General features: G+C 73.4%; 20 protein-coding genes, 1 tRNA gene and 1 pseudogene. 15 read left to right on the forward strand and 7 right to left on the reverse strand.

Going from position 1 to position 23466, the window contains the following annotated elements:
• Positions 1-4: 4 nt before the first annotated feature.
• From CP977_RS23565 to CP977_RS23575, 3 genes are all read right to left on the reverse strand, one after another.
• Positions 5-1282: a sensor histidine kinase gene (locus CP977_RS23565; RefSeq protein ID WP_109185382.1), complete on the reverse strand. Its 1278-nt coding sequence runs from the start codon at positions 1280-1282 to the stop codon at positions 5-7.
• Complete coding sequence (locus CP977_RS23570; RefSeq protein ID WP_152370769.1) at positions 1279-2076, reverse strand: hypothetical protein; 798 nt, start codon at positions 2074-2076, stop codon at positions 1279-1281. Before CP977_RS23570 ends, CP977_RS23565 begins: the two co-directional genes overlap by 4 nt.
• Before the next feature lie 102 nt (positions 2077-2178).
• Entirely contained in the window at positions 2179-4401 is a 2223-nt protein-coding gene (locus CP977_RS23575) for a HEAT repeat domain-containing protein (RefSeq protein ID WP_152370770.1), read from the reverse strand.
• 486 nt (positions 4402-4887) lie between these two features.
• On the opposite strand from CP977_RS23575, the gene CP977_RS23580 reads away from it, so the two are divergent.
• Complete coding sequence (locus CP977_RS23580) at positions 4888-5319, forward strand: PPOX class F420-dependent oxidoreductase (protein ID WP_062752199.1); 432 nt, start codon at positions 4888-4890, stop codon at positions 5317-5319.
• Between the two features lie 44 nt (positions 5320-5363).
• Here the strand turns inward: CP977_RS23580 and CP977_RS23585 are convergent, their stop codons facing one another.
• The 4 genes from CP977_RS23585 to CP977_RS23600 form a co-directional block, all read right to left on the reverse strand.
• Positions 5364-6128 (reverse strand): thioesterase II family protein, encoded by a 765-nt coding sequence (locus CP977_RS23585; RefSeq protein WP_152371626.1) that lies wholly within the window; start codon positions 6126-6128, stop codon positions 5364-5366.
• Positions 6129-6279: 151 nt separating this feature from the next.
• Entirely contained in the window at positions 6280-6693 is a 414-nt protein-coding gene (locus tag CP977_RS23590; protein WP_152370771.1) for a PIN domain-containing protein, read from the reverse strand.
• Positions 6690-6953: a hypothetical protein gene (locus CP977_RS23595; protein WP_062752197.1), complete on the reverse strand. Its 264-nt coding sequence runs from the start codon at positions 6951-6953 to the stop codon at positions 6690-6692. The genes CP977_RS23590 and CP977_RS23595 overlap by 4 nt, the downstream gene beginning before the upstream one ends.
• Positions 6954-7231: 278 nt before the next feature.
• Positions 7232-7303: transfer RNA gene (locus CP977_RS23600), tRNA-Arg, on the reverse strand.
• A 160-nt stretch (positions 7304-7463) separates the two neighbouring features.
• Here CP977_RS23600 and CP977_RS23605 point away from each other — a divergent pair.
• The 14 genes and pseudogenes from CP977_RS23605 (at position 7464) to CP977_RS23670 (ending at position 23425) form a co-directional block, all read left to right on the forward strand.
• Positions 7464-8036, forward strand: a complete 573-nt coding sequence (locus CP977_RS23605) for a response regulator (protein ID WP_229991384.1) — start codon at positions 7464-7466, stop codon at positions 8034-8036.
• A gap of 43 nt (positions 8037-8079) precedes the next feature.
• Positions 8080-8346, forward strand: a pseudogene (locus CP977_RS35555) (hypothetical protein); the annotation flags it as partial.
• Between the two features lie 834 nt (positions 8347-9180).
• A complete protein-coding gene (gene lysA, locus CP977_RS23615; protein WP_109185386.1) occupies positions 9181-10572 on the forward strand; it encodes a diaminopimelate decarboxylase in 1392 nt (463 codons plus the stop codon).
• 143 nt (positions 10573-10715) lie between these two features.
• Positions 10716-12017, forward strand: coding sequence for a homoserine dehydrogenase (locus tag CP977_RS23620; RefSeq protein WP_183953275.1), 1302 nt, complete (start codon positions 10716-10718; stop codon positions 12015-12017).
• A 6-nt stretch (positions 12018-12023) separates the two neighbouring features.
• A complete protein-coding gene (thrC, locus tag CP977_RS23625) occupies positions 12024-13094 on the forward strand; it encodes a threonine synthase (RefSeq protein ID WP_062752196.1) in 1071 nt (356 codons plus the stop codon).
• A gap of 313 nt (positions 13095-13407) precedes the next feature.
• Positions 13408-14325: a homoserine kinase gene (gene thrB / locus CP977_RS23630; RefSeq protein WP_062752195.1), complete on the forward strand. Its 918-nt coding sequence runs from the start codon at positions 13408-13410 to the stop codon at positions 14323-14325.
• 412 nt (positions 14326-14737) lie between these two features.
• On the forward strand, positions 14738-16822 hold the full coding sequence (gene rho, locus CP977_RS23635; RefSeq protein ID WP_275431378.1) for a transcription termination factor Rho: 2085 nt from the start codon (positions 14738-14740) through the stop codon (positions 16820-16822).
• A 172-nt stretch (positions 16823-16994) separates the two neighbouring features.
• A complete protein-coding gene (locus CP977_RS23640; protein ID WP_062752194.1) occupies positions 16995-18059 on the forward strand; it encodes an LCP family protein in 1065 nt (354 codons plus the stop codon).
• 196 nt (positions 18060-18255) lie between these two features.
• On the forward strand, positions 18256-18480 hold the full coding sequence (gene rpmE / locus CP977_RS23645; protein ID WP_030218896.1) for a 50S ribosomal protein L31: 225 nt from the start codon (positions 18256-18258) through the stop codon (positions 18478-18480).
• Between the two features lie 95 nt (positions 18481-18575).
• Positions 18576-19652, forward strand: a complete 1077-nt coding sequence (gene prfA / locus CP977_RS23650; protein WP_062752193.1) for a peptide chain release factor 1 — start codon at positions 18576-18578, stop codon at positions 19650-19652.
• Between the two features lie 75 nt (positions 19653-19727).
• Complete coding sequence (gene prmC, locus CP977_RS23655) at positions 19728-20609, forward strand: peptide chain release factor N(5)-glutamine methyltransferase (protein WP_062752192.1); 882 nt, start codon at positions 19728-19730, stop codon at positions 20607-20609.
• 58 nt (positions 20610-20667) lie between these two features.
• Entirely contained in the window at positions 20668-21315 is a 648-nt protein-coding gene (locus CP977_RS23660; RefSeq protein ID WP_062752191.1) for an L-threonylcarbamoyladenylate synthase, read from the forward strand.
• Positions 21312-21959: an arsenate reductase/protein-tyrosine-phosphatase family protein gene (locus tag CP977_RS23665; protein WP_062752190.1), complete on the forward strand. Its 648-nt coding sequence runs from the start codon at positions 21312-21314 to the stop codon at positions 21957-21959. The genes CP977_RS23660 and CP977_RS23665 overlap by 4 nt, the downstream gene beginning before the upstream one ends.
• A gap of 218 nt (positions 21960-22177) precedes the next feature.
• The gene (locus CP977_RS23670) at positions 22178-23425 is read left to right on the forward strand and encodes a serine hydroxymethyltransferase (protein ID WP_062752189.1); all 1248 of its coding nucleotides are present in this window, start codon (positions 22178-22180) and stop codon (positions 23423-23425) included.
• Positions 23426-23466 lie beyond the last annotated feature (41 nt).

Here is a 23466-nt window from a genome sequence, read left to right on the forward strand (position 1 = left end):
GCCCTCAGGAACTCTCCTCCGGCGGGGGATCGTTCAGGCGTACGTACTCCGGGAGTCGCAGCCGGGCCTCCGCGCCCCCGCCGGGCGCCTCGCCGAAGACCAGCTCGGCGCCGATCACCTCCGCCTGCCCCACCGCGATGGTCAGCCCCAGACCGTGCCCCTTGCCCCCGCTCTCGGTGCGGAAGCGCTGCGGACCGGACTCCAGCAGGTACGCGGGATACCCCGGCCCGTGGTCCCGCACGGACACCACGGGCCCGTCCACCGTGACCACCACCGGGGGCGCGCCGTGCTTGTGCGCGTTGGACACCAGGTTGCCGAGGACCCGTTCCAGGCGCCGCCGGTCCGTCTCCACGTCGGCGTCCCGGACGACCCGCACCTCCGTCTCCGTGCCCGAGGCACGGACCACCCGTCCGGCCAGCGGGCCGAGCGCGTGCACCGCCAGGTCCACGGTCTCGTTGCGGGCATCGAGCCGCGAGATCTCCAGCAGGTCCTCGGTGAGCCCGCGCATCGCCCGCACCCGGTCCCGTACGAGCTCCGAGGGGCGCCCCTCGGGCAGCAGTTCGGCCGCGGCCGTGAGCCCGGTCAGGGGGGTGCGCAGCTCGTGCGCCACGTCGGCGGTGAACCGCTGCTCGCTCTGCAGCTTCCGCTGGAGGGAGGAGGCCATGGTGTCGAGCGCGCCGGAGACGGTCGCCACCTCGTCCTGCGGGCGGGTGGGGTCCTTCGTCCTCGGGTCGTCCACGCGCGCGTCGAGGTCGCCGGCGCTGATCCGGCGGGCCACCTGCGCGGTGAGGTGCAGCCGGCGCGTGACCCGGGTGACGGCGAAGACGCCCACCAGCAGGGTCGCCCCGATCGCCAGGGCGGAGGAGCCGACCAGCGAACGGCCCAGCGCGTCGATCGTCCCGGCGCTCTGCGTGTGGTCGAGGCGCACGGCGAGGGCCCGGCCGTCGGCGGGGCCCGCCGCCCACATCGCCGACCGGCCCCCGCGGTCGACGACCATCGTGCCGCGCTCGCCGCGGAGCGCGAGCACCCGCAGGGGCGCCGGGAGGTCGGGCGGGTCGACGCCCGCGAACCGGGGGAGCGGCTCGCCCGCCTCGTACAGGTCGGTGACCTCGCCGAGCCGGACCAGCGCCTTCTCCCGGGCGTCGGCCACGGTCTGCCGGGTCACGGACACGTGCACGAGGGTGCCGAGCAGCGCGGCGAGGGCGCAGCACATCACCGCGATGAACACGGCGGCCTTCCAGGTGAGCGTCGCGGTCCAGGCGGGCCGCCGGAACGCCCTCACGGGGCCTCCTCGGGAGGCGGAGGCGGTACGGGGGAGGGCCCGGCGCCGGTGGTACCGGAGGAGCCGGTGGTACCGGAGGGTCCCGGTCCGGGCAGCCGGCCGGCGGGGGTCCGGCCGCCCGAGGGCCCCACCCGGACGATCTCGTCCCGGGTGGGCAGCATGCTGCCCTGCCGCTCGTCCCAGGACCAGGCGGTGCGGTACTCGTACCCCGGGATGCCCGCCGAGCCGACCCGCATGATCAGGTCGCGGCCGGCCAGCTCCACGCTGATGACCTGGTCGACGGTGGACATGATCCGGGTGAGCCCGCCCCTCTCGGCGCGGTAGACCCGCACGGCGACCTGCTGCTCGGGCATCCGGATGCCGACGATCAGCTCCTCCCGGCCGTCGCCGGTGAGGTCGCGGTAGTAGGGCCGCATGACCGGGCAGGAGGCCGGCTCGCTCGCGCAGGCCGCGACCGCCCGGGCGGTCTCCTCGTACAGCCCGTCCGGGCCGGTGCGCGCGTCGGGACGGGCGCGCACCTCGGCGCGGACGACCTCCACCGCGTCGGCGGAGCGGACGTCGTCGCCCGTGACGCGGATGCCGGGGACGCGCTGGATGTCGGACTCGCCGTAGTCGATCGGCGGGTTCGTGGCGGGCGGCAGATCGGACCAGAGCCGTACGGGCCCCACGGCGGGGCGCGTGGGCCCGGCGCTCTCCAGGCCGCCCGTACCGGCACTGCCGCACGCGGCGAGCAAGGGACCGGACAGGGCGCACAGGACGACGGCGGCGGCGACGTGCACTCCGCGCGGTCTCACGTGGCCACCTGCTCCCCGGTCGGTCTACGGGCTGTCCCGCTCCCCGTAGACCTTATGCGGACAGAAGCCCCTTTTGTCTCCCGCTCCGGTGCGTCCCGCCCCTCAGTACGCTCCCCGCTCCATCCGGGCGAGGGCCGCCCGGCACAGGGTGAGGAGCTTCTCGTCGAGGTGGATGTCGTACGTGCCCGAGGCGCCCTCGCGGGCGTTGTGGCGGCGTCTGCGGGTCAGCTCGGTGAGGAGGACCAGCTGGGCCTCCGAGGCGGCCGGCCCCATCTCCGCCAGGCACTCCGCGATGTCCACGCGCGCGTGCCGGTCCTCCTCCCAGGCGGCGAGCAGCACCGGAAGGGCCTCCTCCGTCTCCCCGGTCACCCGCCACAGGGCCGCCGCGGCGCGGACCCGCACCCACAGGTCCCGCGAGCCGAGGGCGGGCCGCAGGGCCGGGGCCGCCGCGACCGCCGAGGGGCCGATCCCGCCGAGGACCCGGGCGGCGGCGCACCGGTCCGCGCCCGGCAGGTCCGGCCGCAGCCACCGCTCCAGGACCGGCAGCACCTCCGCCGGGTCCTCCTCGACCGCCCACAGGGCGCCCGCCGCCGCCGTGGAGACGGCGGCCGACCCGTCGGCAAGGAGCGCCCGCAGGTCCGGTACGGCCTCCCGGGCGGCGGGCCCGAAGGCCGCGAGGGTGCGCAGGGCGGCCTCCCGCACCCGGTCGCGCCGGTTCGCGGGCGCGCCGCGCAGTATCCGCAGCACCTCGGGGAGGGCCTGGGCGCCCCGGACGGCGGCCAGGGCGTGGAGCAGCGGGGCGGCCCGGTCGTACAGCCGCTCGTCCAGCCCGACCCGTGCGAGCCGGCGCCGGAGCAAGGGGGCGAGCCCGGCCGCGGCGGGCCCGAGGCCGTCCGTGGCGTACAGCAGCTCGCGCCGCACCTCGTCCTCCTCCAGGGCGCGGGCGAGCAACGGCACCGCGCGGACGTCCCCGGCGCGGGCGAGGGCGATCAGCGCCCCGTCCCGCCCGGACCGCCCGACGGCACCGGGTCCGCCGGGTCCGCCGACGGGGCTGGTGCCGAGTCCGGTGCCGGGCCCGGCACCGATCCCGCCGACGGGTCCGCCGACAGGGCCGCCGTCGAGTCCGATGCCAGGCCCGTCGCCAAGTCCGATGTCGGATCCCTCACCGGGACCCGGGGGAGACTGCGCCAGGCGCGCCGCGAGCGCGTCGGCGGCGGGCGCGCCCAGCTCGAAGAGGCGTTCCAGGAAGGAGGCGGCGGCCTCCCGGAGCCGGGGCTCGGGGTCGTGGAGCTGGTCGCCGACGAGCCGGACGACCTCCTCGTACCGCCCGCGCCAGACCCGTATCAGTCCTCCGCACAGCCAGATCGCGTCCGAGCGCTGCCACCGGTCGGGGCTGCGGAGCTGGGCGAGGATCAGCGCGATCCGGTCGTCGACCCGGTCGTCGAGCGCGGCGTGCAGCGTCCGCAGCAGCTCCTCGGTCCAGGGGGCGGGCCGCCCGGCCGCGTGCTCCTCCAGAAGCTCCCGCACCTGCCCGATGAACGTCGGGGCGGCGCCCCGGAGGGTTTCGCCCCCCGCCCCGGAGCCGGACGTGGTCCTGATCTCCTCCAACAGTGCCGTCACCCACGGCACGACGTCGTCGGAGATCTCGCCCGGCGCGCAGCGCGCCTGCTGCGCGAGGGCCGCGAGCCGGAGCCCCGGGTCCTGGGCGGCCCGGGCGAGCCACCCGAGCCAGTCGACGGTCTCGGTGCGCAGCGACGCGTGCCGCAGGGCGATCTGCCCGACGGCGGCCACCAGGGCGAGCCGCACCTCGGTGTCCCGCTCGACGGTGAGCCGCTCCCGGAGCAGGGTCAGCACCAGGGAGGGCTCGGGGTGCAGCGAGGCGAGCGCGCAGGGCGCGGCGAGCCGCACCTCGGGGTCGGGGTCCGCGACGAGCCCGAGGAAGACGTCGGACCCGGCGGCGATGGCGGCGGCGGCCATGGCGTAGTTGGCGGCGGGAATGAAGTCCCCGTCGTCACACGGGTGTTCCGTCATCTCCTCCTCGTCGTCGAGCTCGATCCCCCCGATGCTGGTGAGGAGTTCGACGATGCAGCCCCGGTCCCGGACGCCGGGGTCGGCGACGAGTTCGAGGAGGAAGGGGATGCAGGCGAGCGTCGAGTCGTAGACGTCGCCCTGGTGGTGCACGGCCCCGTACATGCCGTCGAGGGCCGCCTCCCGCTCGGCGGGATCGGCGGAGGCGAGTCCGCGGAGCAGCTCCGGCACGTCGTCCGCGGGGCCGTACGCATGCCCCAGTGAGGCCCAGTCGACCTCCTCGATCCCCGTCAGCATGTGCCAGGCCGCCTTCCCCGTGAGCCCTGTACCAGGCAGCAAGTGTGCACCACAGGACGGACAACAAGGCCGTACCGCCGATACCCACCCCGAGGGAGGCCCGCCTTCCGCTCTCTTTGCGCCATGTACGCTGCGGAGCAGGGCAGTTGCCCTGCGTGCCCGCCTCCGCGCCTCCCGTGCCGCCCCGCCCGGACGCGCCTTCCTCCGACCTCCCCGACCGGTCCGCCGTCACCCGCGCGAGCGGCCGGCGGCCACGCCCCGCGACGCGCCCTCCCCCCCGCTCCGGCGCGTGGAACGGCGCCGGGAACCCCCACGTACCGCTCCATACGTGGCGCGATGTCGTCCCTGAGAGACGATCTTGAGGCCGCGTTCCGACAGCCATCAGGCGCCCACGGGCCGAAGGTCCGACGTCCGTACGGCCGAGTACCGCCGTTCGGAGGGCGGTTCACTTGACGTACCCGCTCCCGGGCGGCCGATGATCGGCCCATGACTGCCGCATCCTTCGACCCCAGGGCCCTGCTCGCCGAGAGCCGCCTCGGCGTCCTCGCGACCATCAAGGCGGACGGGCGTCCGCAGCTGTCCCCCGTCCAGCCCTCCTACGACGAGTCGGCGGGCGTCGTCCGCGTGTCGACCACCGCCGGAGCGGCCAAGGCGGCGAACCTGCGGCGGGACCCCCGGGCCACCCTGGAGGTCACCGCCCCCGACGGCATGTCCTGGGCCGCCGTCGAGGGGATCGCCACGCTCACCGGACCGGGAACCGACCCGCACGGACCGGAGGTCGAGGCACTGGTCGAGTACTACCGGGCCGCCGCCGGCGAGCACCCGGACTGGGACGAGTACCGGGCGGTGATGGTGTCCGACCGCCGGGTGCTCATCACCATGACGGTCGACCACGTGTACGGCGCGGACATCAGCTGACGAGGCGCCAGGCGCCGCGCACTGCTCGGCCGACCGCGCACCGCTCAGCCCGCGCGGGTCGGCAGCAGACCGCGGACCAGCTCGGCCACCGCCTCGGCGTGGTCGTCGAGGAAGAAGTGACCGCCCCCGAAGACATGCGTCCGGAAGGCGCCCGAGGTCTGCTCGCCCCAGACCTCGACCTCCTCGACGGTCACCTCGGGGTCCCGGTCGCCGGTCAGGGCGACGACGGGACAGGTCAGCGGCCGGCCCCCGGTGTCCTCGTACGAGGACAGGGCACGGTAGTCCCCGCGCAGCGCGGGCAGAACCAGCTCCAACAGCTCGGGCTCGTCGAACAGCGCGGTATCAGTACCACCCAACCGCCGTACTCTCTCCACGATTTCGTGGTCATCGACCGAAACGCACCGGTCCCGCCACCGGGCGGCGGCGGGCGCGCGGCGCCCCGACACGACGAGCAGGTCCGGCCCGCCGCCGGGCAGCCGGCCGAGCCGCACGGCGACCTCGTACGCGAGCGAGGCCCCCATGCTGTGCCCGAACAGCGCCCGGGGCCGCCCGCCGGACGGCCCCAGCACCTCCGCGATCAGATCGGCCAGCCGGTGCAGGTCCTCCACGGGCGCCTCATGCAGCCGGTCGAGCCGCCCGGGATACTGCACGGCCACCACGTCGACACCGGGAGCGAGCGCCAGGGAGAGGGGCCGCCAGTAGGCGGCGGAACCACCGGCATGCGGAAAACACACCAACTCGCACCCCGCCCCACTCCCACCCGCAGCCCCGGGAAAACGCCGCAACCAGACGTCACGCGGCTGCCCCATACCGACCCACCTCACCGAACTCGAACCGTCGCCGAAGAGCCAGGGCATCGTAGGGTCATCGTTGCTCATCCGGAACGGCATGGAACGGGCCGGAGACATGAAGGAGACGCTGCTTTCGGTTCCCTGCGGAAGACGGAGACCGCAATCGGAGTCAGACCTTGATGATGGTGGTGTGCCTGCCGCACAGGGCTGTGAGGTCCTCCGGATCTGAAGTCAGGATGGTGACCGGCCCAGGGGCCGCGAGGGCGGTGGCCGCGAGCATGGCGTCGATGGCGTGCTTGTGGCCGTGCAGGCCGGCGTCGGCGAGGAGTGCGGCGGCGTGGCGGGCGATCGGTTCGGTGATCGGCTCGATGACCAGGCGGGAGAGCGTCCACTCCAGGGCCGGGCGGTTGATGCGGGGGTGGACCACTTCGACGAGGGTGGCCGCCGAGGTGATCACGCGCAGGTCGTCGGCGCGTGCCAGGGCGAGCCAGCCAGTGACCTTACGGTCGCGCAGAACGGCCTTGGCCAGTCCTTCGCTGTCGAGGACGAGGGTGCCGCCGGGGACCGCGGGGGAGCGAGTCACGCGGTGTTCGCTCCGCGTCCGGCCTGCTCACGTCGCGCCTGGGCGAGCTGGTCGCGCAGGGACTGGATCTCTTCGTCCGTGACGGGGCCGTGTTCGGCCTCGGCCACGGCGATGAGTTCGTTGAGGTTGTCGCGCTCGATCTGGCGGGCGACGGCCGCGGCCACGTAGGCGGACAGGCCGGAGGGGCCGCTGCGGGCCTTGGCGGCTTCGGCGATGTCGCGCGGCATGGTGATCGAGTACTTGCCGGTGGGCTCGCTCATGCCACTTATCCTACCTCTCATCCTCCCTTCTCTGGGAAGGTGAGATTCCCTGTCTCTCAGGCATTGCTTCGGGGAAGCCGACATATCAACTGTCGGAGACTTTGGCACGCGAAGTGCTTCTACGGGCGCCAACTCCTCGCCAACAGGCGCATCGATGCACTCCTGAACGAGTACGCCTGGGTGCTTGTCACGTCTTCCGCGGGCGTCCTGGCATCGACAAAGAAGCCCCTGAACCGCATTCCTGCGGTTCAGGGGCTTCTTTGGCACTTCCTGCGAAGTGCCCCCGGCAGGATTCGAACCTGCGCACACGGCTCCGGAGGCCGTTGCTCTATCCCCTGAGCTACGGGGGCGTCCGCCGCGTTCGGCGGCGACGGGTAGAACCCTACCAGCTCCCGGGGCGTGCCTGTGAACAGGTATTTCCGGGGTGTCACGGAGGGCCGTGTCCCCCGCACGGGTCAGAAGTGGGTAAAACCCGGACGCGGTCGGCGGGGGCGTCCTACTCTCGTTCGTGTGTCAGGCGCGTCCGGCCGGGTGCTCGTTGTCGACGACAACAAGGTGATCCGGCAGTTGATCAGGGTCAATCTCGAACTCGAGGGGTTCGAGGTCGTGACCGCGGCCGATGGTGCCGAGTGTCTGGATGTCGTGCATCGGGTTCGGCCCGATGTCGTCACCCTCGACGTCGTCATGCCCCGTCTCGACGGGATCAGGACGGCCGAGCGGCTGCGGGCCGACCCGCGGACCCGGCATCTGCCGGTGGCCATCATCAGCGCCTGCGGCGAGGCCGCCGGCGGGGCCGCCCCCGGGGTCGACGCCTTCCTCGCCAAGCCCTTCGAGCCCACCGAGCTCGTCCGCGTCGTACGGCAGCTGATGCACCACGAGCGGCGGGAGCGTCCCGACGCGGCGGCCGGGCAGGACGGCGGCGAGGAGCCGGCGGCGGTCCGCGGGCCGAAGCCGGCCGCGGTCGACGGAGCCACGGACGCGGACGGTCTCCAGGGCGGGGGCAAGGAGGCTCCTCGGGGCGGAGACCGCGACGGCCTTCTGGACGGCGCCGGCGAGCGGCGGGGCGACCCTCTTTCCGACTGAGTCGGCCGCGCGCCGCGGATCGCGCCTGTACCCCGTTGCCCGCATGTCGAAACCGGTTCGCGTCGCTACCCCCCTCCTCCCCTACGCTTGTCCCGTGACCCCCGCGGACCTCTCCCTCACCGTGCTGCGCGCCGTGCGCCGCGCGGTCGACGACGGTGCTCTGCGGGTCGACGTCCCCTCCCGCGCCAAGGTCGAGCGGGCCCGGCCCGGAGGAGTGGGGGAGTACGCCAGCAGCATCGCCCTCTCCCTCGCCCGGCCCGCCGGGCGCAGCGCCCTCGACGTCGCCGGGATCCTCGAAGAGCGGCTCCGCGGTGTCCCCGGGCTCCGGGCCGTCGAGATCACCGGGCCCGGGTTCCTGAACTTCACCCTGCTGAGGGACGTCGACGCCGATCTCGTACGGGGGATCCTGGCCGCCGGGACCTCGTACGGGCACGGTGCCGCCCTCGCCGGGACCGTCGTCCGCTTCGCCCCGGTCGCCGAGTCCCGCGCCGTCCTCGTGGTCGAGGCCCTCGTCCGGCTGCTGCGCTCCCAAGGGGCCGACGCCGAGGTCGGGGCGGACGGCGGCGAACGGCCCCACGTGTACCCCGGGGCCTCCGGCGGGCACGGGACCGATGCCGTCCGGTGGGCCTTCCTGCGGGCCGCCCCACACGACCGGCCCCTCGACCCCGGCTCCCTCCTCGTCCCGCACGAGCGCAACCCGCTCTTCCGCGTCCAGTACGCGTACTCCCGCACCCGCCGGCTGCTCGTCAACGCCCGGCAGCTCGGGTTCACCCCCGAGCCCGGCCGGCTCGGTGAACCCGGCCGACCCGGCCAGTACGTCGAACCCGGCCACCCCGGCCACCCCGGCCCCCCCGAGCACCCCGACCACGCCTCCCCCTCCTCCGGCTCCTCCGCGACCACCCCCTCGCCCTCCTCTCCGCCGCCCGTCACCGCGCCCCCGACCGGGTCGCCCGGCAGCTCGAAGCCGTCGCCGACGCCTTGCTCGCCTTCCAGCACACGGTGCTGCCGCTCGGCGACGAGAAACCCTCGGCCGCCCACCGCTCCCGGCTCGCGCTCGCCGAAGCCGCCGGGACGGTGCTCGCCGGTGGCCTCTCCGTGCTCGGCATCAGCGCACCCGATCGGATCTGAAAGAGCAGACGCAGACATGAGCCGTTCCGCCCACCCCGCAGGGCCCCGCCACGCCGACGTCCTCCCCGAGGGCCACTACTCCGCCCCGCCCGCCGACCTCAACGCCCTCGACCCCAAGGTGTGGTCCCGGACCGTGGAGAGGGACGAGCGCGGGGTCGCCACCGTCGGGGGGATCGCCGTGACCGACCTCGCCGAGGAGTTCGGCACCCCCGCCTACTTCCTGGACGAGGCCGACTTCCGCGCCCGCTGCCGCGCCTGGGCCGACGCCTTCGGCCCGGACGCCGACGTCTTCTACGCCGGGAAGGCCTTCCTCTCCCGGGCCGTCGTGCGGTGGCTCACGGAGGAGGGGCTCAACCTCGACGTGTGCTCCGGCGGCGAGCTCACCACCGCCCTCTCCGCCGGCATGCCCGCCGAACGCATCGCCTTCCACGGCAACAACAAGAGCGAGGAGGAGATCGAGAAGGCCGTGCGCGCCGGCGTCGGGCGGATCGTGCTCGACTCCTTCCAGGAGATCGTCCGCGTCGCGCACGTCGCCCAGTCCCTCGGCAAGCGGCAGCGCGTGCAGATCCGGGTGACCGTCGGCGTCGAGGCCCACACCCACGAGTTCATCGCCACCGCCCACGAGGACCAGAAGTTCGGCATCGCGCTCGCCGGCGGGCAGGCCGCCGAGGCCGTGCGCCGGGCGCTCGAGCTCGACGGGCTCGAACTCGTCGGCATCCACTCGCACATCGGCTCGCAGATCTTCGACATGGCCGGCTTCGAGGTCTCCGCCCGCCGCGTCGTCCAGCTCCTCACCGAGGTGCGCGACGAGCACGGCGTCGAGCTGCCCGAGATCGACCTCGGCGGCGGCCTCGGCATCGCGTACACCTCCGAGGACGACCCGCGCGAGCCGCACGAGATCGCCAAGGCGCTCAACGAGATCGTGAGCAGGGAGTGCGAGGCCGCCGGGCTGCGCACCCCCCGCATCTCCGTCGAGCCCGGGCGGGCCATCGTCGGGCCCACCGCCTTCACCCTCTACCGGGTCGGCACGATCAAGCCGCTCGACGGGCTGCGGACGTACGTGAGCGTCGACGGCGGCATGTCGGACAACATCCGCACCGCCCTGTACGACGCCGAGTACAGCGTCAGCCTGGTCTCGCGGACCAGCGACGCCGAGCCGATGCTCTCCCGGGTCGTCGGCAAGCACTGCGAGAGCGGCGACATCGTCGTACGGGACGCCTTCCTGCCCTCCGACCTGGCCCCCGGCGACCTGCTCGCCGTGCCCGCCACCGGCGCGTACTGCCGCTCCATGGCCAGCAACTACAACCACGCGCTCCGCCCGCCCGTCGTCGCCGTCCGCGACGGCGAGGCGCGCGTCATCGTCCGCCGCGAGACGGAGGAAGATCTCCTGCGCCTCGACGTCGGGTGATGAAATAGTCGGGTGATGGAATTCATGTCTCACGATCCGGACAAAGGGCGGAAACCCCCGTCCGGTGAGTGAGACTGGTCCTCACCGTGGAGACGGTGAAACACGACCGTAGAAATACGAAGCAGGACGAGAAACGAGGTCGGATGATGCGTACGCGTCCGCTGAAGGTGGCGCTGCTGGGCTGTGGAGTGGTCGGCTCAGAGGTGGCGCGCATCATGACGACGCACGCCGACGACCTCGCCGCGCGCATCGGCGCCCCGGTCGAGCTCGCCGGCGTGGCGGTCCGCCGACCCGACAAGGTCCGCGAGGGCATCGCCCCCGAGCTGATCACCACCGACGCCACCGCCCTGGTCAAACGGGGCGACATCGACGTCGTCGTCGAGGTCATCGGCGGCGTCGAGCCGGCCCGCACCCTCATCACCACCGCCTTCGAGCACGGCGCCTCCGTCGTCTCCGCCAACAAGGCGCTGCTCGCCCAGGACGGCGCGACCCTCTACGAGGCCGCCGCGCGGCACGGGCAGGACCTGTACTACGAGGCCGCCGTCGCCGGCGCCATCCCGCTGATCCGGCCGCTGCGCGAGTCCCTCGCCGGCGACAAGATCAACCGGGTGATGGGCATCGTCAACGGCACGACGAACTTCATCCTCGACAAGATGGACACCTCCGGCGCCGGCTACTCCGAGGCGCTGGACGAGGCCACCGCCCTCGGGTACGCCGAGGCCGACCCGACCGCCGACGTCGAGGGCTTCGACGCCGCCGCCAAGGCCGCCATCCTCGCCGGGATCGCCTTCCACACGCGCGTGCGCCTGGACGACGTCTACCGCGAGGGCATGACCGAGGTCACCGCCGCCGACTTCGCCTCCGCCAAGGAGATGGGCTGCACCATCAAGCTGCTCGCCATCTGCGAGCGGGCCGCCGACGGCGGGTCCGTCACCGCGCGCGTGCACCCCGCGATGATCCCGCTCAGCCACCCGCTGGCCTCCGTCCGCGAGGCGTACAACGCGGTCTTCGTGGAGGCGGAGGCCGCCGGGCGGCTCATGTTCTACGGCCCCGGCGCCGGCGGCTCGCCGACCGCCTCGGCCGTGCTCGGCGACCTCGTCGCCGTGTGCCGCAACAAGCTCAACGAGGCCAACGGCCCCGGGGAGTCCGCGTACACCCAGCTGCCCGTCAGCTCCATGGGCGAGGTCGTCACGCGGTACCACATCAGCCTCGACGTGGCCGACAAGCCGGGCGTCCTCGCCCAGGTCGCGACGGTCTTCGCCGAGCACGGCGTGTCGATCGACACCGTGCGCCAGCACGGCCGACCGGACGGAGGCGGCGAGGCGTCCCTCGTCGTCGTCACCCACCGCGCGCCCGACGCCGCCCTCTCCGGGACCGTCGAGGCGCTGCGCAAGCTCGACACCGTGCGCGGTGTCGCCAGCATCATGCGTGTTGAAGGGGAGTAAGGACCCATGACCAGCAAGGGCACCCACCAGTGGCGCGGCATCATCGAGGAGTACCGGGACCGCCTTCCGGTCACGGATGCGACGCCGGTCGTCACGCTCCGTGAGGGCGGTACGCCGCTCGTTCCGGCTCAGGTCCTCTCCGAGCGCACGGGCTGCGAGGTGCACCTCAAGGTCGAGGGCGCCAACCCCACCGGCTCCTTCAAGGACCGGGGCATGACCATGGCCATCACCCGGGCCAAGGAGGAGGGCGCGCAGGCCGTCATCTGCGCCTCCACCGGCAACACCTCCGCCTCCGCCGCCGCCTACGCGGTCCGTGCCGGCATGGTGTCCGCCGTCCTCGTGCCCCAGGGCAAGATCGCGCTCGGCAAGATGGGCCAGGCCCTCGTGCACGGCGCGAAGATCCTCCAGGTCGACGGGAACTTCGACGACTGCCTGGACCTGGCCCGCGCGCTGTCCGACAACTACCCGGTCGCGCTGGTCAATTCGGTCAACCCGGTCCGCATCGAGGGCCAGAAGACCGCCGCGTTCGAGATCGTGGACATGCTGGGCGACGCCCCCGACATCCACGTCCTCCCGGTCGGCAACGCGGGCAACATCACCGCGTACTGGAAGGGGTACCGCGAGTACGCCGAGGACGGCCTTGCCACCCACCGGCCGCGCATGTGGGGCTTCCAGGCCTCCGGTTCCGCCCCGCTCGTGCGCGGTGAGGTCGTCAAGGACCCTTCGACGATCGCCACCGCGATCCGCATCGGCAACCCGGCCTCGTGGGAGTACGCGATCGCCGCGCGCGACGAGTCGGGCGGCTTCATCGACGAGGTGACGGACCGTGAGATCCTGCGCGCCTACCGCCTGTTGGCCGCTCAGGAGGGCGTCTTCGTCGAGCCCGCCTCGGCCGCCTCGGTCGCCGGCCTCCTGAAGGCCGCCGAGCAGGGCAAGGTCGATCCCGGCCAGCGGATCGTCTGCACCGTCACCGGCAACGGCCTCAAGGACCCCGACTGGGCCGTCGCGGGCGCCCCGCAGCCCGTCACCGTCCCGGTCGACGCCGCGGCCGCCGCCGAACGCCTCGGCCTGGCCTGATCCCGTTCCTCCGTACGGGGGACGGTCCGCATCGGATCGTCCCCCGTACGGGAACGCGCGCGGAGCGAAACCCGATCAGGAACCCACAGAGGGGCACAGGTCGGCCCGCGACACGCATCGTGCGCCTCCTGTGCGCCCTATGTCGCCACAGAACCTTCCTTCGATAGGCTGTACCGACCCGCCCCGACGCATATGCGCGGTGTCGTTGCCGTTGTCGCCCCCGTGGCCGAAACGGCCCGCCGGGTCCCGGTGTACTTCTCTTGAAATACCCGTCGAAACACCCGTTGTCGCAATCAAGGAGAGTCAACGAGCGATGGCCGGTCCAGCGTTCCGCGCCGCCGCCGTACGAGTGCGCGTCCCCGCCACCAGCGCCAATCTCGGTCCGGGCTTCGACGCCTTCGGCCTGTCGCTGGGGCTCTACGACGACGTGGTCGTCCGGGTGGCCGACTCCGGGCTGCACGTCGACATCGCCGGCGAGGGCGCCGAGACGCTCCCGCGCGACGAGAGCCACCTGCTCGTACGCTCCCTGCGCACGGCCTTCGACCTGCTCGGCGGGCAGCCGCGCGGCCTGGAGGTCGTCTGCGCCAACCGCATCCCGCACGGCCGCGGCCTCGGCTCCTCCTCCGCCGCCATCTGCGCCGGCATCGTCGCCGCCCGCGCCGTGACCATAGGCGGCGACGCGAAGCTCGACGAGGCCGCCCTGCTGGAGCTGGCCACCGAGATCGAGGGCCACCCCGACAACGTCGCCGCCTGTCTCCTCGGCGGATTCACGCTCGCCTGGACCGAGTCCGGCGCCGCGCGGGCCATCAGGATGGACCCCTCCGATTCCATCGTTCCGGTGGTTTTCGTCCCCGGGAAGCCCGTACTGACCGAGACCGCCCGCGGCCTCCTGCCGCGCACCGTCCCGCACGTGGACGCCGCCGCCAACGCCGGGCGCGCCGCCCTCCTCGTCGAGGCCTTGACCCGCCGCCCCGAGCTGCTGCTCGCGGCCACCGAGGACCGGCTGCACCAGGAGTACCGGGCCCCCGCGATGCCCGAGAGCGTCGCCCTGGTCAACCGGCTGCGGGCGGACGGCGTCCCCGCGGTCATCTCCGGCGCGGGCCCCACGGTGCTCGCACTGGCCGAGCGGGGGACCGCCGACAAGGTCGCCCTGCTCGCGGGCGAGGGCTGGGCCGCCAACCGGCTCGACCTCGACGCGTCCGGCGCGAGCGTCCTGCCGCTGGCGCCCTAGGTAATGGGCCGGGGCGCCGGGCAGCGTCCCGGTCGGGAGATTGCCGGTGAGTGAGAGGGGAATGTTTGTTGGAGCCGGTAGTGTTAACCTCAAGTCTGCACCCGACCTCTTTGTGGAGCGGTGCGGAGTGTCCCCTCAGGGACCACCCATTCTTCCGGGAGCCTCCCCAACTGCCTGAGCAGCCCGCCTGAGCAGTTTCGAGCACGCTCCGGAACCGGCACGACACCCCTCGCTCTTCTCTCGTGAGGGCCGAGCAGGGGGCCTCGGGCCGGACCCACAGCACGTTTCCTCTCTTCCGCCGCACCCGGCGGGACCACCGCCCCGGACTCGGTCCACACACCAGGACCCTGCCGGACAGCACAACCGGTCGCCGAGCCAGATGGCCGACGTCCGCTCCAGGGAAGGACCCTTCGTGAGCGACACCACCGATCTGATGGGCGTGACTGCCGACAACAGTGTCGACAACGCCGCGCCCGCCGCAGGTGCTGCCACCGGCGGCACCGCACGGCGCCGCCGCTCCGGCACCGGCCTCGAGGGCATGGTCCTGGCCGAGCTGCAGCAGGTCGCGTCCGGCCTCGGCATCAGGGGCACCGCGCGCATGCGCAAGAGCCAGCTGATCGAGGTCATCAAGGAGGCGCAGGCCGGAGGGGGCGCCGCCGCCCCGGCCAAGGCCGCCGACGCCGCCGAGACCAAGCCGAAGCGCCGCGCCACCTCCAAGGCCCGTACGGGCGAGACCGCCGCCGAGCCCGCGGCCGAGGCCCCCGCCCCCAAGGCGGAGAAGGCCGAGAAGGCCGCCGGCCAGCAGCAGATCGACATCCCGGGCCAGCCCTCGCCCAAGACCCCGTCGGAGCAGGGCGCCGGCGACGAGCAGCCGGCCGGCGAGCGCCGCCGGCGCCGCGCCACCGCCCCCGCCGGTTCGCCGGACGGCGCCGCCGGGACCGAGACCGCGCAGGCCGTCAAGACCGAGGCCCGTACGGAAGCCCGTACCGAGTCCCGCGAGGTCAGGGCCGAGGCGCAGACCGACACCCGGACCGAGGGCGCCGTCGACGGCGCCGAGGGCCGCGGCCGCCGGGACCGCGGCGAGCGCGGTGACCGCCGCGACCGCCGGGACCGCCAGCGCGACCGCAAGGGCGACGACCAGCAGGGCGGCGGCCAGGGCGGCCAGCGCAAGGACCGCCAGGAGCGTCAGGGCCAGGGCGGCGGCCAGGGTCAGCAGGGCGGCCAGCAGGCCGGTCCGCAGGACGACTACGACGACGAGGCCGGCGGTCGCCGGGGCCGTCGCGGGCGCTACCGCGACCGCCGCGGGCGCCGTGGCCGCGACGACTTCCAGGCCGGCGAGCCGCAGGTCGCCGACGACGACGTCCTGATCCCCGTCGCGGGCATCCTCGACATCCTCGACAACTACGCGTTCATCCGGACCTCCGGCTACCTGCCCGGCCCGAACGACGTGTACGTCTCCCTCGCCCAGGTCCGCAAGAACGGCCTGCGCAAGGGCGACCACGTCACCGGCGCCGTGCGCCAGCCGAAGGAGGGCGAGCGCCGCGAGAAGTTCAACGCGCTGGTCCGCCTGGACTCCGCGAACGGCATGGCCGCCGACTCCGGCCGCGGCCGCCCCGAGTTCAACAAGCTGACCCCGCTCTACCCGCAGGACCGGCTCCGCCTGGAGACCGACCCGGGCGTGCTGACCACGCGGATCATCGACCTCGTGTCGCCGATCGGCAAGGGCCAGCGCGGTCTGATCGTGGCCCCGCCGAAGACCGGCAAGACCATGATCATGCAGGCGATCGCCAACGCGATCACCCACAACAACCCCGAGTGCCACCTGATGGTCGTCCTGGTCGACGAGCGTCCGGAAGAGGTCACCGACATGCAGCGGTCGGTCAAGGGCGAGGTCATCTCCTCGACCTTCGACCGCCCGGCCGAGGACCACACCACCGTCGCCGAGCTGGCCATCGAGCGCGCCAAGCGCCTCGTGGAGCTGGGTCACGACGTGGTCGTCCTGCTCGACTCGATCACCCGCCTGGGCCGCGCGTACAACCTCGCCGCCCCGGCCTCCGGCCGCATCCTGTCCGGTGGTGTCGACTCGACCGCGCTCTACCCGCCGAAGCGCTTCTTCGGCGCCGCGCGCAACATCGAGGACGGCGGCTCGCTGACCATCCTGGCCACCGCGCTGGTCGACACCGGCTCGCGCATGGACGAGGTGATCTTCGAGGAGTTCAAGGGCACCGGCAACATGGAGCTCAAGCTCGACCGGAAGCTCGCCGACAAGCGCATCTTCCCGGCCGTCGACGTCGACGCCTCGGGCACGCGCAAGGAGGAGATCCTCCTCGGCAGCGACGAGCTCGCCGTCACCTGGAAGCTGCGCCGCGTGCTGCACGCGCTCGACCAGCAGCAGGCGATCGAGCTGCTCCTCGACAAGATGAAGCAGACGAAGTCGAACGGCGAGTTCCTCCTCCAGATCCAGAAGACCACTCCCGGAGCGAGCAACAACGACTGACGCGACCTGCGCCGACCACCGCGCCCACCGTGTTCACACGGTGGGCGCGGTGTTCTTCCCGCCCGGATGCCGCCCGGATCCGCCCGAATCCCGGGGAATCCGCGCGCAACCCTTTACCGCCCTCCACCGTCACAGAAGGTGAATCTAGGGCCGAAGGCCGGGGGTTGGGGCGATGACCGAGCAGACGAACAGCGGCGGCAGGGGCGGCCGGCGCCGCAAGGTGCCGCTCTTCCTCACGGGGGCCCTCGTGGTCCTCGTCCTCGGCGGAGCCGGCTTCGGCTACGCCTACTACAAGAAGCTCGACCACAACATCCAGGGCGTCGACATCAACGCCCAGCTCGGCGCCCAGCGCCCCGTCGACGTCGACGACGGCTCCATGGACATCCTCGTCCTCGGCTCCGACTCGCGCTCCGGCGACAACGGCGCCTACGGCAGGGACGAGGGCGGCGCCCGCTCCGACACCGCGATGGTCGTCCACGTCCACGAGGGCCACAAGAAGGCCAGCGTCGTCTCCATACCCCGCGACACCCTCATCACCAGGCCGGACTGCGTCGACGCGCAGGGCGCCGAGGTCCCCGGCCGGCGCCGCGCCATGTTCAACACGGCGTACGAGGTCGGCGGCCCCGCCTGCGCCGTGAAGAGCGTCGAGGCGATGTCCGGCATCCGCATGGACCACTACGTCGAGGTCGACTTCGCCGGCTTCAAGGAGATCATCGACGAGCTCGGCGGCGTCGAGATCACCACCACCCGGCCCATCAAGGACGACGACAGCCACCTCGACCTCGCGCCGGGCCCCCACACCCTCGACGGCGAGCAGGCCCTCGGCCTCGTCCGCACCCGCAAGGGCGTCGGCGACGGCAGCGACCTCGGCCGCATCCAGCTCCAGCAGGCCTTCGTCAAGGCCCTCGTGGAGCAGGTCAAGGGCCTCGGCGTCCTCACCGACCCGGCGAAGCTCCTCGGCCTCGCCGACGCCGCCACCAGGGCCATCACCCCCGACTCCGAGCTCGACTCGGTCCAGGAGCTGACGGGCTTCGCCCGGGGCCTCTCCGGCATCGACGCCGCGAACGTCCACATGGTCACCCTGCCCGTCGTGTACGACCGGATCGACCCCAACCGCGTCGTGCCCCTGGAGCGGCAGTCCGCGCAGGTCTGGGAGGCGCTCAGGGCCGACCTGCCCGTCCCCGCCACCGCGACGAAGGACACCGCCACCGGAGCGGCCGAGGGCGTCGTCGGATGACCCGGCCGGACAGCCGGTCCGAGACCCGGCCCGAGAGCCGACCGGACCGTCGGCCCGACAGCCCGGGAATACCTCCGGCCCGACCCCGGTTTGGGGAGATGCGGCCGGTCCTGGCAGACTGGTACGTCGGCCCCGGTTCACGCATGCCGCAACCCGCGGCGGCGACCCGGTGCCCTCCCGGAACATAGGAGACACCTTGAAGCGCGAGATCCACCCCGAGTACGTCGAGACCCAGGTCAGCTGCACCTGTGGCGCGTCGTTCACCACCCGTAGCACCCTCACCGACGGCACCATCCGTGCCGAGGTCTGCTCCGAGTGCCACCCGTTCTACACGGGCAAGCAGAAGATCCTCGACACCGGCGGCCGCGTCGCCCGCTTCGAGGCCCGCTTCGGCAAGGCCGCCGGCTCCGCCAACAAGTAGCGAGCCCCTGCGCCGGTCCACGGTCGCCCCGCGCGGGTGCCGGGACCGGCGCTTTGGCGTCCCCGTAGCAACTGACGAAAACCAGGAGCCCCCGCATGTTCGAGGCGGTCGAGGAACTGGTCGGCGAGCACGCCGACCTCGAGAAGAAGCTGGCGGACCCCTCGGTCCACGCCGACCAGGCGAATGCGCGCAAGCTCAACAAGCGCTACGCCGAGCTGACCCCGATCGTCGCCACCTACCGCTCCTGGAAGCAGACCGGTGACGACATCGAGACCGCCCGCGAGCTGGCGCACGACGACCCCGACTTCGCCGCCGAGGTCAAGCAGCTGGAGAAGGACCGGGAGGAGCTGACCGAACGGCTCCGCCTGCTCCTCGTCCCGCGCGACCCCAGCGACGACAAGGACGTCATCCTGGAGATCAAGGCCGGCGCCGGCGGCGACGAGTCCGCGCTCTTCGCCGGCGACCTGCTCCGCATGTACCTCCGGTACGCCGAGCGCGTCGGCTGGAAGACCGAGATCATCGACGCCACCGAGTCCGAGCTGGGCGGCTACAAGGACGTCCAGGTCGCCGTGAAGACCAAGGGCGGCAACGGCGCCACCGAGCCCGGCCAGGGCGTCTGGGCCCGGCTCAAGTACGAGGGCGGGGTGCACCGCGTCCAGCGCGTGCCCGCCACCGAGTCCCAGGGCCGCATCCACACCTCCGCCGCCGGCGTGCTCGTCACGCCCGAGGCCGAGGAGGTCGAGGTCGAGATCCACGCCAACGACCTGCGGATCGACGTCTACCGCTCGTCCGGGCCCGGCGGCCAGTCGGTCAACACCACCGACTCCGCCGTCCGCATCACCCACCTGCCGACCGGCATCGTCGCCTCCTGCCAGAACGAGAAGAGCCAGCTCCAGAACAAGGAGCAGGCCATGCGCATCCTGCGCTCCCGGCTCCTCGCCGCCGCCCAGGAGAAGGCCGAGGCCGAGGCCGCCGACGCCCGCCGCAGCCAGGTCCGCACCGTCGACCGCTCCGAGAAGATCCGGACGTACAACTTCCCGGAGAACCGCATCTCGGACCACCGCGTCGGCTTCAAGTCGTACAACCTCGACCAGGTGCTCGACGGCGAACTGGACGCGGTGATCCAGGCCTGCGTCGACGCCGACTCGGCGGCGAAGCTCGCCGCGGCGTAAGGCCCCCACAGGCCGTACGGCCCGTACGGCCGTACGGCCACCCTCAAGCCCCACCCCGCACCACGGAGGACCAGCGTGCAGTCACTTTCTGGGGGGCGACCCCCAGGCCCCCGCAGTCTGCTGCTCGCCGAGGTGGCCCAGGCCACCCGGCGGCTGGCCGACGCCGGCGTCCCCTCCCCGCGCTTCGACGCCGAGGAGCTCGCCGCGTTCGTGCACGGCGTCAAGCGGGGGGAGCTGCACAACGTCAAGGACGCGGACTTCGACGCCCGCTACTGGGAGACGGTCGCCCGCCGCGAGGCCCGCGAACCCCTCCAGCACATCACCGGGCGGGCGTTCTTCCGCTACCTGGAGCTCCAGGTGGGGCCCGGCGTCTTCGTGCCCCGCCCGGAGACCGAGTCGGTCGTCGGCTGGGCCATAGACGCCGTGCGCGCCATGGACGTCGTCGAACCGCTCGTCGTCGACCTGTGCACCGGCTCCGGGGCCATCGCCCTCGCCATGGCCCAGGAGGTGCCGCGCTCCCGCGTGCACGCCGTCGAGCTCTCCGACGACGCCCTCGTCTGGACCCGGAGGAACGCCGAGGGCTCCCGCGTCACCGTCCACCAGGGCGACGCGCTCACCGCCCTGCCCGAGCTGGACGGCCAGGTCGACCTGGTCATCTCCAACCCGCCGTACATCCCGCTCACCGAGTGGGAGTACGTGGCGCCCGAGGCCCGCGACCACGACCCGGAGATGGCCCTCTTCTCCGGCGAGGACGGCCTCGACACCATCCGCGGCATCGAGCGCACCGCCCACCGCCTGCTCCGCCCCGGCGGCCTCGTCGTCATCGAGCACGCGGACACCCAGGGCGGCCAGGTGCCCTGGATCTTCAACGAGGAGGCCGGCTGGGCGGACGCCGCCGACCACCCCGACCTGAACAACCGGCCGCGCTTCGCGACCGCCCGCAAGGCGACGCCATGACGGCCCCGACCGTCATCACCGCCATGACGAACCACGCGTACGAGGAGGCCGGGAACTGATGGCACGGCGATACGACTGCAACGAGGCGACCGACCGACTGACCGGCCTGCGCGAGGCCGCGTCCGCCGTCCGCCGGGGCGAACTGGTCGTGCTGCCCACCGACACCGTGTACGGGATCGGGGCGGACGCCTTCAGCAGCGAGGCCGTGGCGGACCTGCTGGCAGCCAAGGGGCGCGGCCGCAACATGCCCACGCCCGTGCTCATCGGCTCCCCGAACACCCTCCACGGCCTGGTCACCGACTTCTCCGAGCAGGCCTGGGAGCTCGTCGACGCCTTCTGGCCCGGCGCGCTCACCCTGGTCGCCAAGCACCAGCCGTCCCTCCAGTGGGACCTCGGCGACACCCGGGGCACCGTCGCCGTCCGGATGCCGCTGCACCCGGTCGCGATCGAGCTGCTCACCGAGGTCGGCCCGATGGCCGTCTCCTCGGCCAACCTCACCGGCCACCCGTCGCCGGAGGACTGCGACGCCGCGCAGAACATGCTCGGCGACTCCGTCTCCGTGTACCTCGACGGCGGCCCGACGCCCGGCAACGTCCCCTCGTCCATCGTCGACGTGACGGGACCGGTGCCGGTGCTGCTGCGCGCGGGGGCGCTCTCCCCGGAGGAGCTCCGGAAGGTCGTACCCGACCTCGAGGTGGCCAGTTGACCGCCCCTGAGGGGCGTGGCATAGCGGGGCACGACGACAGCGACACCTTCCGCATCCTCCACGTCAGCACCGGCAACGTCTGCCGCTCGCCGATCACCGAGCGGCTGACCCGCCACGCCCTGAGCGACCGGCTCGGGGACCCCCTCGGCGGCGGCCTGATCGTGGAGAGCGCGGGCACCTGGGGCCACGAGGGGGCCCCGATGGAGGCCAACGCGGAGCTGGTCCTCGCCGACTTCGGCGCGGACCACACCGGCTTCGTGGGCCGCGAGCTCCTCGACGAGCACGTCATCCGCGCGGACCTCGTCCTGACGGCGACCCGCGACCACCGGGCGCAGGTCATCTCGATGGGCCACTCGGCGGGCCTGCGCACCTTCACCCTGAAGGAGTTCACCCGCCTGGTCCGCGCCATCGACCCGGCCACGCTCCCGGACCCGCGCGACGAGGGCATGGTCGAACGCGCCCGGGCCCTGGTCCGCGCGGCCGCGGCTCTACGCGGGTGGCTCCTGGCCCCGTCCCCGGACGCGGACGAGGTCAACGACCCGTACGGCGCCCCCATCACCTTCTTCCGCTCGATCGGCGACGAGATCAACCAGGCCCTGGACCCGGTGGTCACGGCGCTGACGGGAGTGGCGGCGCGGCGCTGAGCCGGTCGGCCCCGGCCCCGTCCGGCGGACGGAGTCCGGCGCAGCGGCCCGGAGCCCGGGAGGCCCCCCGGGGCCGAGCGGCGCGAGGGGCGCGTCGGAGGAGGGGCTCAACCAGGTGCTGGACCCCGTGGTGACGGCCCTGACGGGAGTGGCGGCGCGGCGCCGAGCGCTCCGGTGCTCGGCGCGCGCGTCCGGCGCGGGGTACCTACATTGGTGCCATGCCGGTCACCGCGCCCCCTCACGACGCCCTCGACGTCCTGCGCCGGCAGGACCCGGAGGTCGCCGACGTGCTGCTCGGCGAGGAGCGGCGGCAGGCCGACAGCCTCCAGCTGATCGCGGCGGAGAACTTCACCTCGCCCGCCGTCCTCGCCGCCCTCGGCTCCCCGCTCGCCAACAAGTACGCCGAGGGCTACCCCGGCGCCCGGCACCACGGCGGCTGCGAGTACGCCGACGCCGTCGAGCGGATCGCCGTACGGCGGGCCACCGCGCTCTTCGGAGCCGACCACGCGAACGTCCAGGCCCACTCCGGCTCCTCGGCCGTCCTGGCGGCGTACGCGGCCCTTCTCAGGCCCGGTGACACGGTCCTCGCCATGGGCCTGGAGCACGGCGGGCACCTCACCCACGGCTCGCCCGCCAACTTCTCCGGCCGCTGGTTCGACTTCGTCCCGTACGGCGTCGACGCCGAGACCGGGCTCGTCGACTACGAGCAGGTCGCCGCCCTCGCCCGCCACCACCGCCCCAAGGCGATCGTCTGCGGCTCCATCTCCTACCCCCGCCACCTCGACTACGCCCTCTTCCGCGAGATCGCCGACGAGACCGGCGCCTACCTGATCGCCGACGCGGCCCACACCCTCGGCCTGGTCGCCGGGGGAGCGGCCCCCAGCCCCGTCCCGTACGCCGACGTCGTCTGCGCCACCACCCACAAGGTGCTGCGCGGCCCGCGCGGCGGGATGATCCTGTGCGGGGAGGAGCTCGCGGGCCGGATCGACCGGGCGGTGTTCCCGTTCAGCCAGGGCGGCGCCCAGATGCACACGATCGCGGCCAAGGCGGTGGCCTTCGGCGAGGCGGAGGCGCCCGCGTTCACCGCGTACGCCCATCGGGTGGTCGAGCACGCCCGGGTCCTCGCCGCCGCCCTCGCCGCCGAGGGCTTCGCCCCGACCACCGGCGGCACCGACACCCACCTGATCACCGCCGACCCCGCCCCCCTCGGCGTCGACGGGCGCACCGCCCGCACCCGGCTCGCCGCCGCCGGCATCGTCCTCGACACCTGCGCCCTGCCGTACGGGGAGGCGCGCGGCATCCGGCTCGGCACGGCCGCCGTCACCACCCAGGGCATGGGCGCCCCCGAAATGGCCAGGATCGCCGGCCTGTTCACCGCCGCGCTCCGCGACGACCCCGAGGAGACGGCCCGCGTACGGGCGGAGGTCCGCGCGCTGACCGGCCTGTTTCCGCCGTACGGACGCTGAGCGGACGCCCGCTGCAACCGTCCGGGCGCCCCGCGTGTCTC

The organism is Streptomyces cinereoruber (genome assembly GCF_009299385.1).
In the GTDB taxonomy this organism is placed as follows: domain Bacteria; phylum Actinomycetota; class Actinomycetes; order Streptomycetales; family Streptomycetaceae; genus Streptomyces; species Streptomyces bikiniensis.

Bases quoted from the DNA above. Each gene is read 5' to 3' on its own strand.
- CP977_RS23575 (WP_152370770.1), bottom strand. From the start codon at position 4,401: ATGCTGACGGGGATCGAGGAGGTCGACTGGGCCTCACTGGGGCATGCG.
- CP977_RS23580 (WP_062752199.1), top strand. From the start codon at position 4,888: ATGACTGCCGCATCCTTCGACCCCAGGGCCCTGCTCGCCGAGAGCCGC.
- CP977_RS23585 (WP_152371626.1), bottom strand. From the start codon at position 6,128: ATGGGGCAGCCGCGTGACGTCTGGTTGCGGCGTTTTCCCGGGGCTGCG.
- CP977_RS23595 (WP_062752197.1), bottom strand. From the start codon at position 6,953: ATGAGCGAGCCCACCGGCAAGTACTCGATCACCATGCCGCGCGACATC.
- lysA (WP_109185386.1), top strand. From the start codon at position 9,181: ATGAGCCGTTCCGCCCACCCCGCAGGGCCCCGCCACGCCGACGTCCTC.
- CP977_RS23620 (WP_183953275.1), top strand. From the start codon at position 10,716: ATGATGCGTACGCGTCCGCTGAAGGTGGCGCTGCTGGGCTGTGGAGTG.
- thrC (WP_062752196.1), top strand. From the start codon at position 12,024: ATGACCAGCAAGGGCACCCACCAGTGGCGCGGCATCATCGAGGAGTAC.
- thrB (WP_062752195.1), top strand. From the start codon at position 13,408: ATGGCCGGTCCAGCGTTCCGCGCCGCCGCCGTACGAGTGCGCGTCCCC.
- CP977_RS23640 (WP_062752194.1), top strand. From the start codon at position 16,995: ATGACCGAGCAGACGAACAGCGGCGGCAGGGGCGGCCGGCGCCGCAAG.
- prfA (WP_062752193.1), top strand. From the start codon at position 18,576: ATGTTCGAGGCGGTCGAGGAACTGGTCGGCGAGCACGCCGACCTCGAG.
- CP977_RS23660 (WP_062752191.1), top strand. From the start codon at position 20,668: ATGGCACGGCGATACGACTGCAACGAGGCGACCGACCGACTGACCGGC.
- CP977_RS23670 (WP_062752189.1), top strand. From the start codon at position 22,178: ATGCCGGTCACCGCGCCCCCTCACGACGCCCTCGACGTCCTGCGCCGG.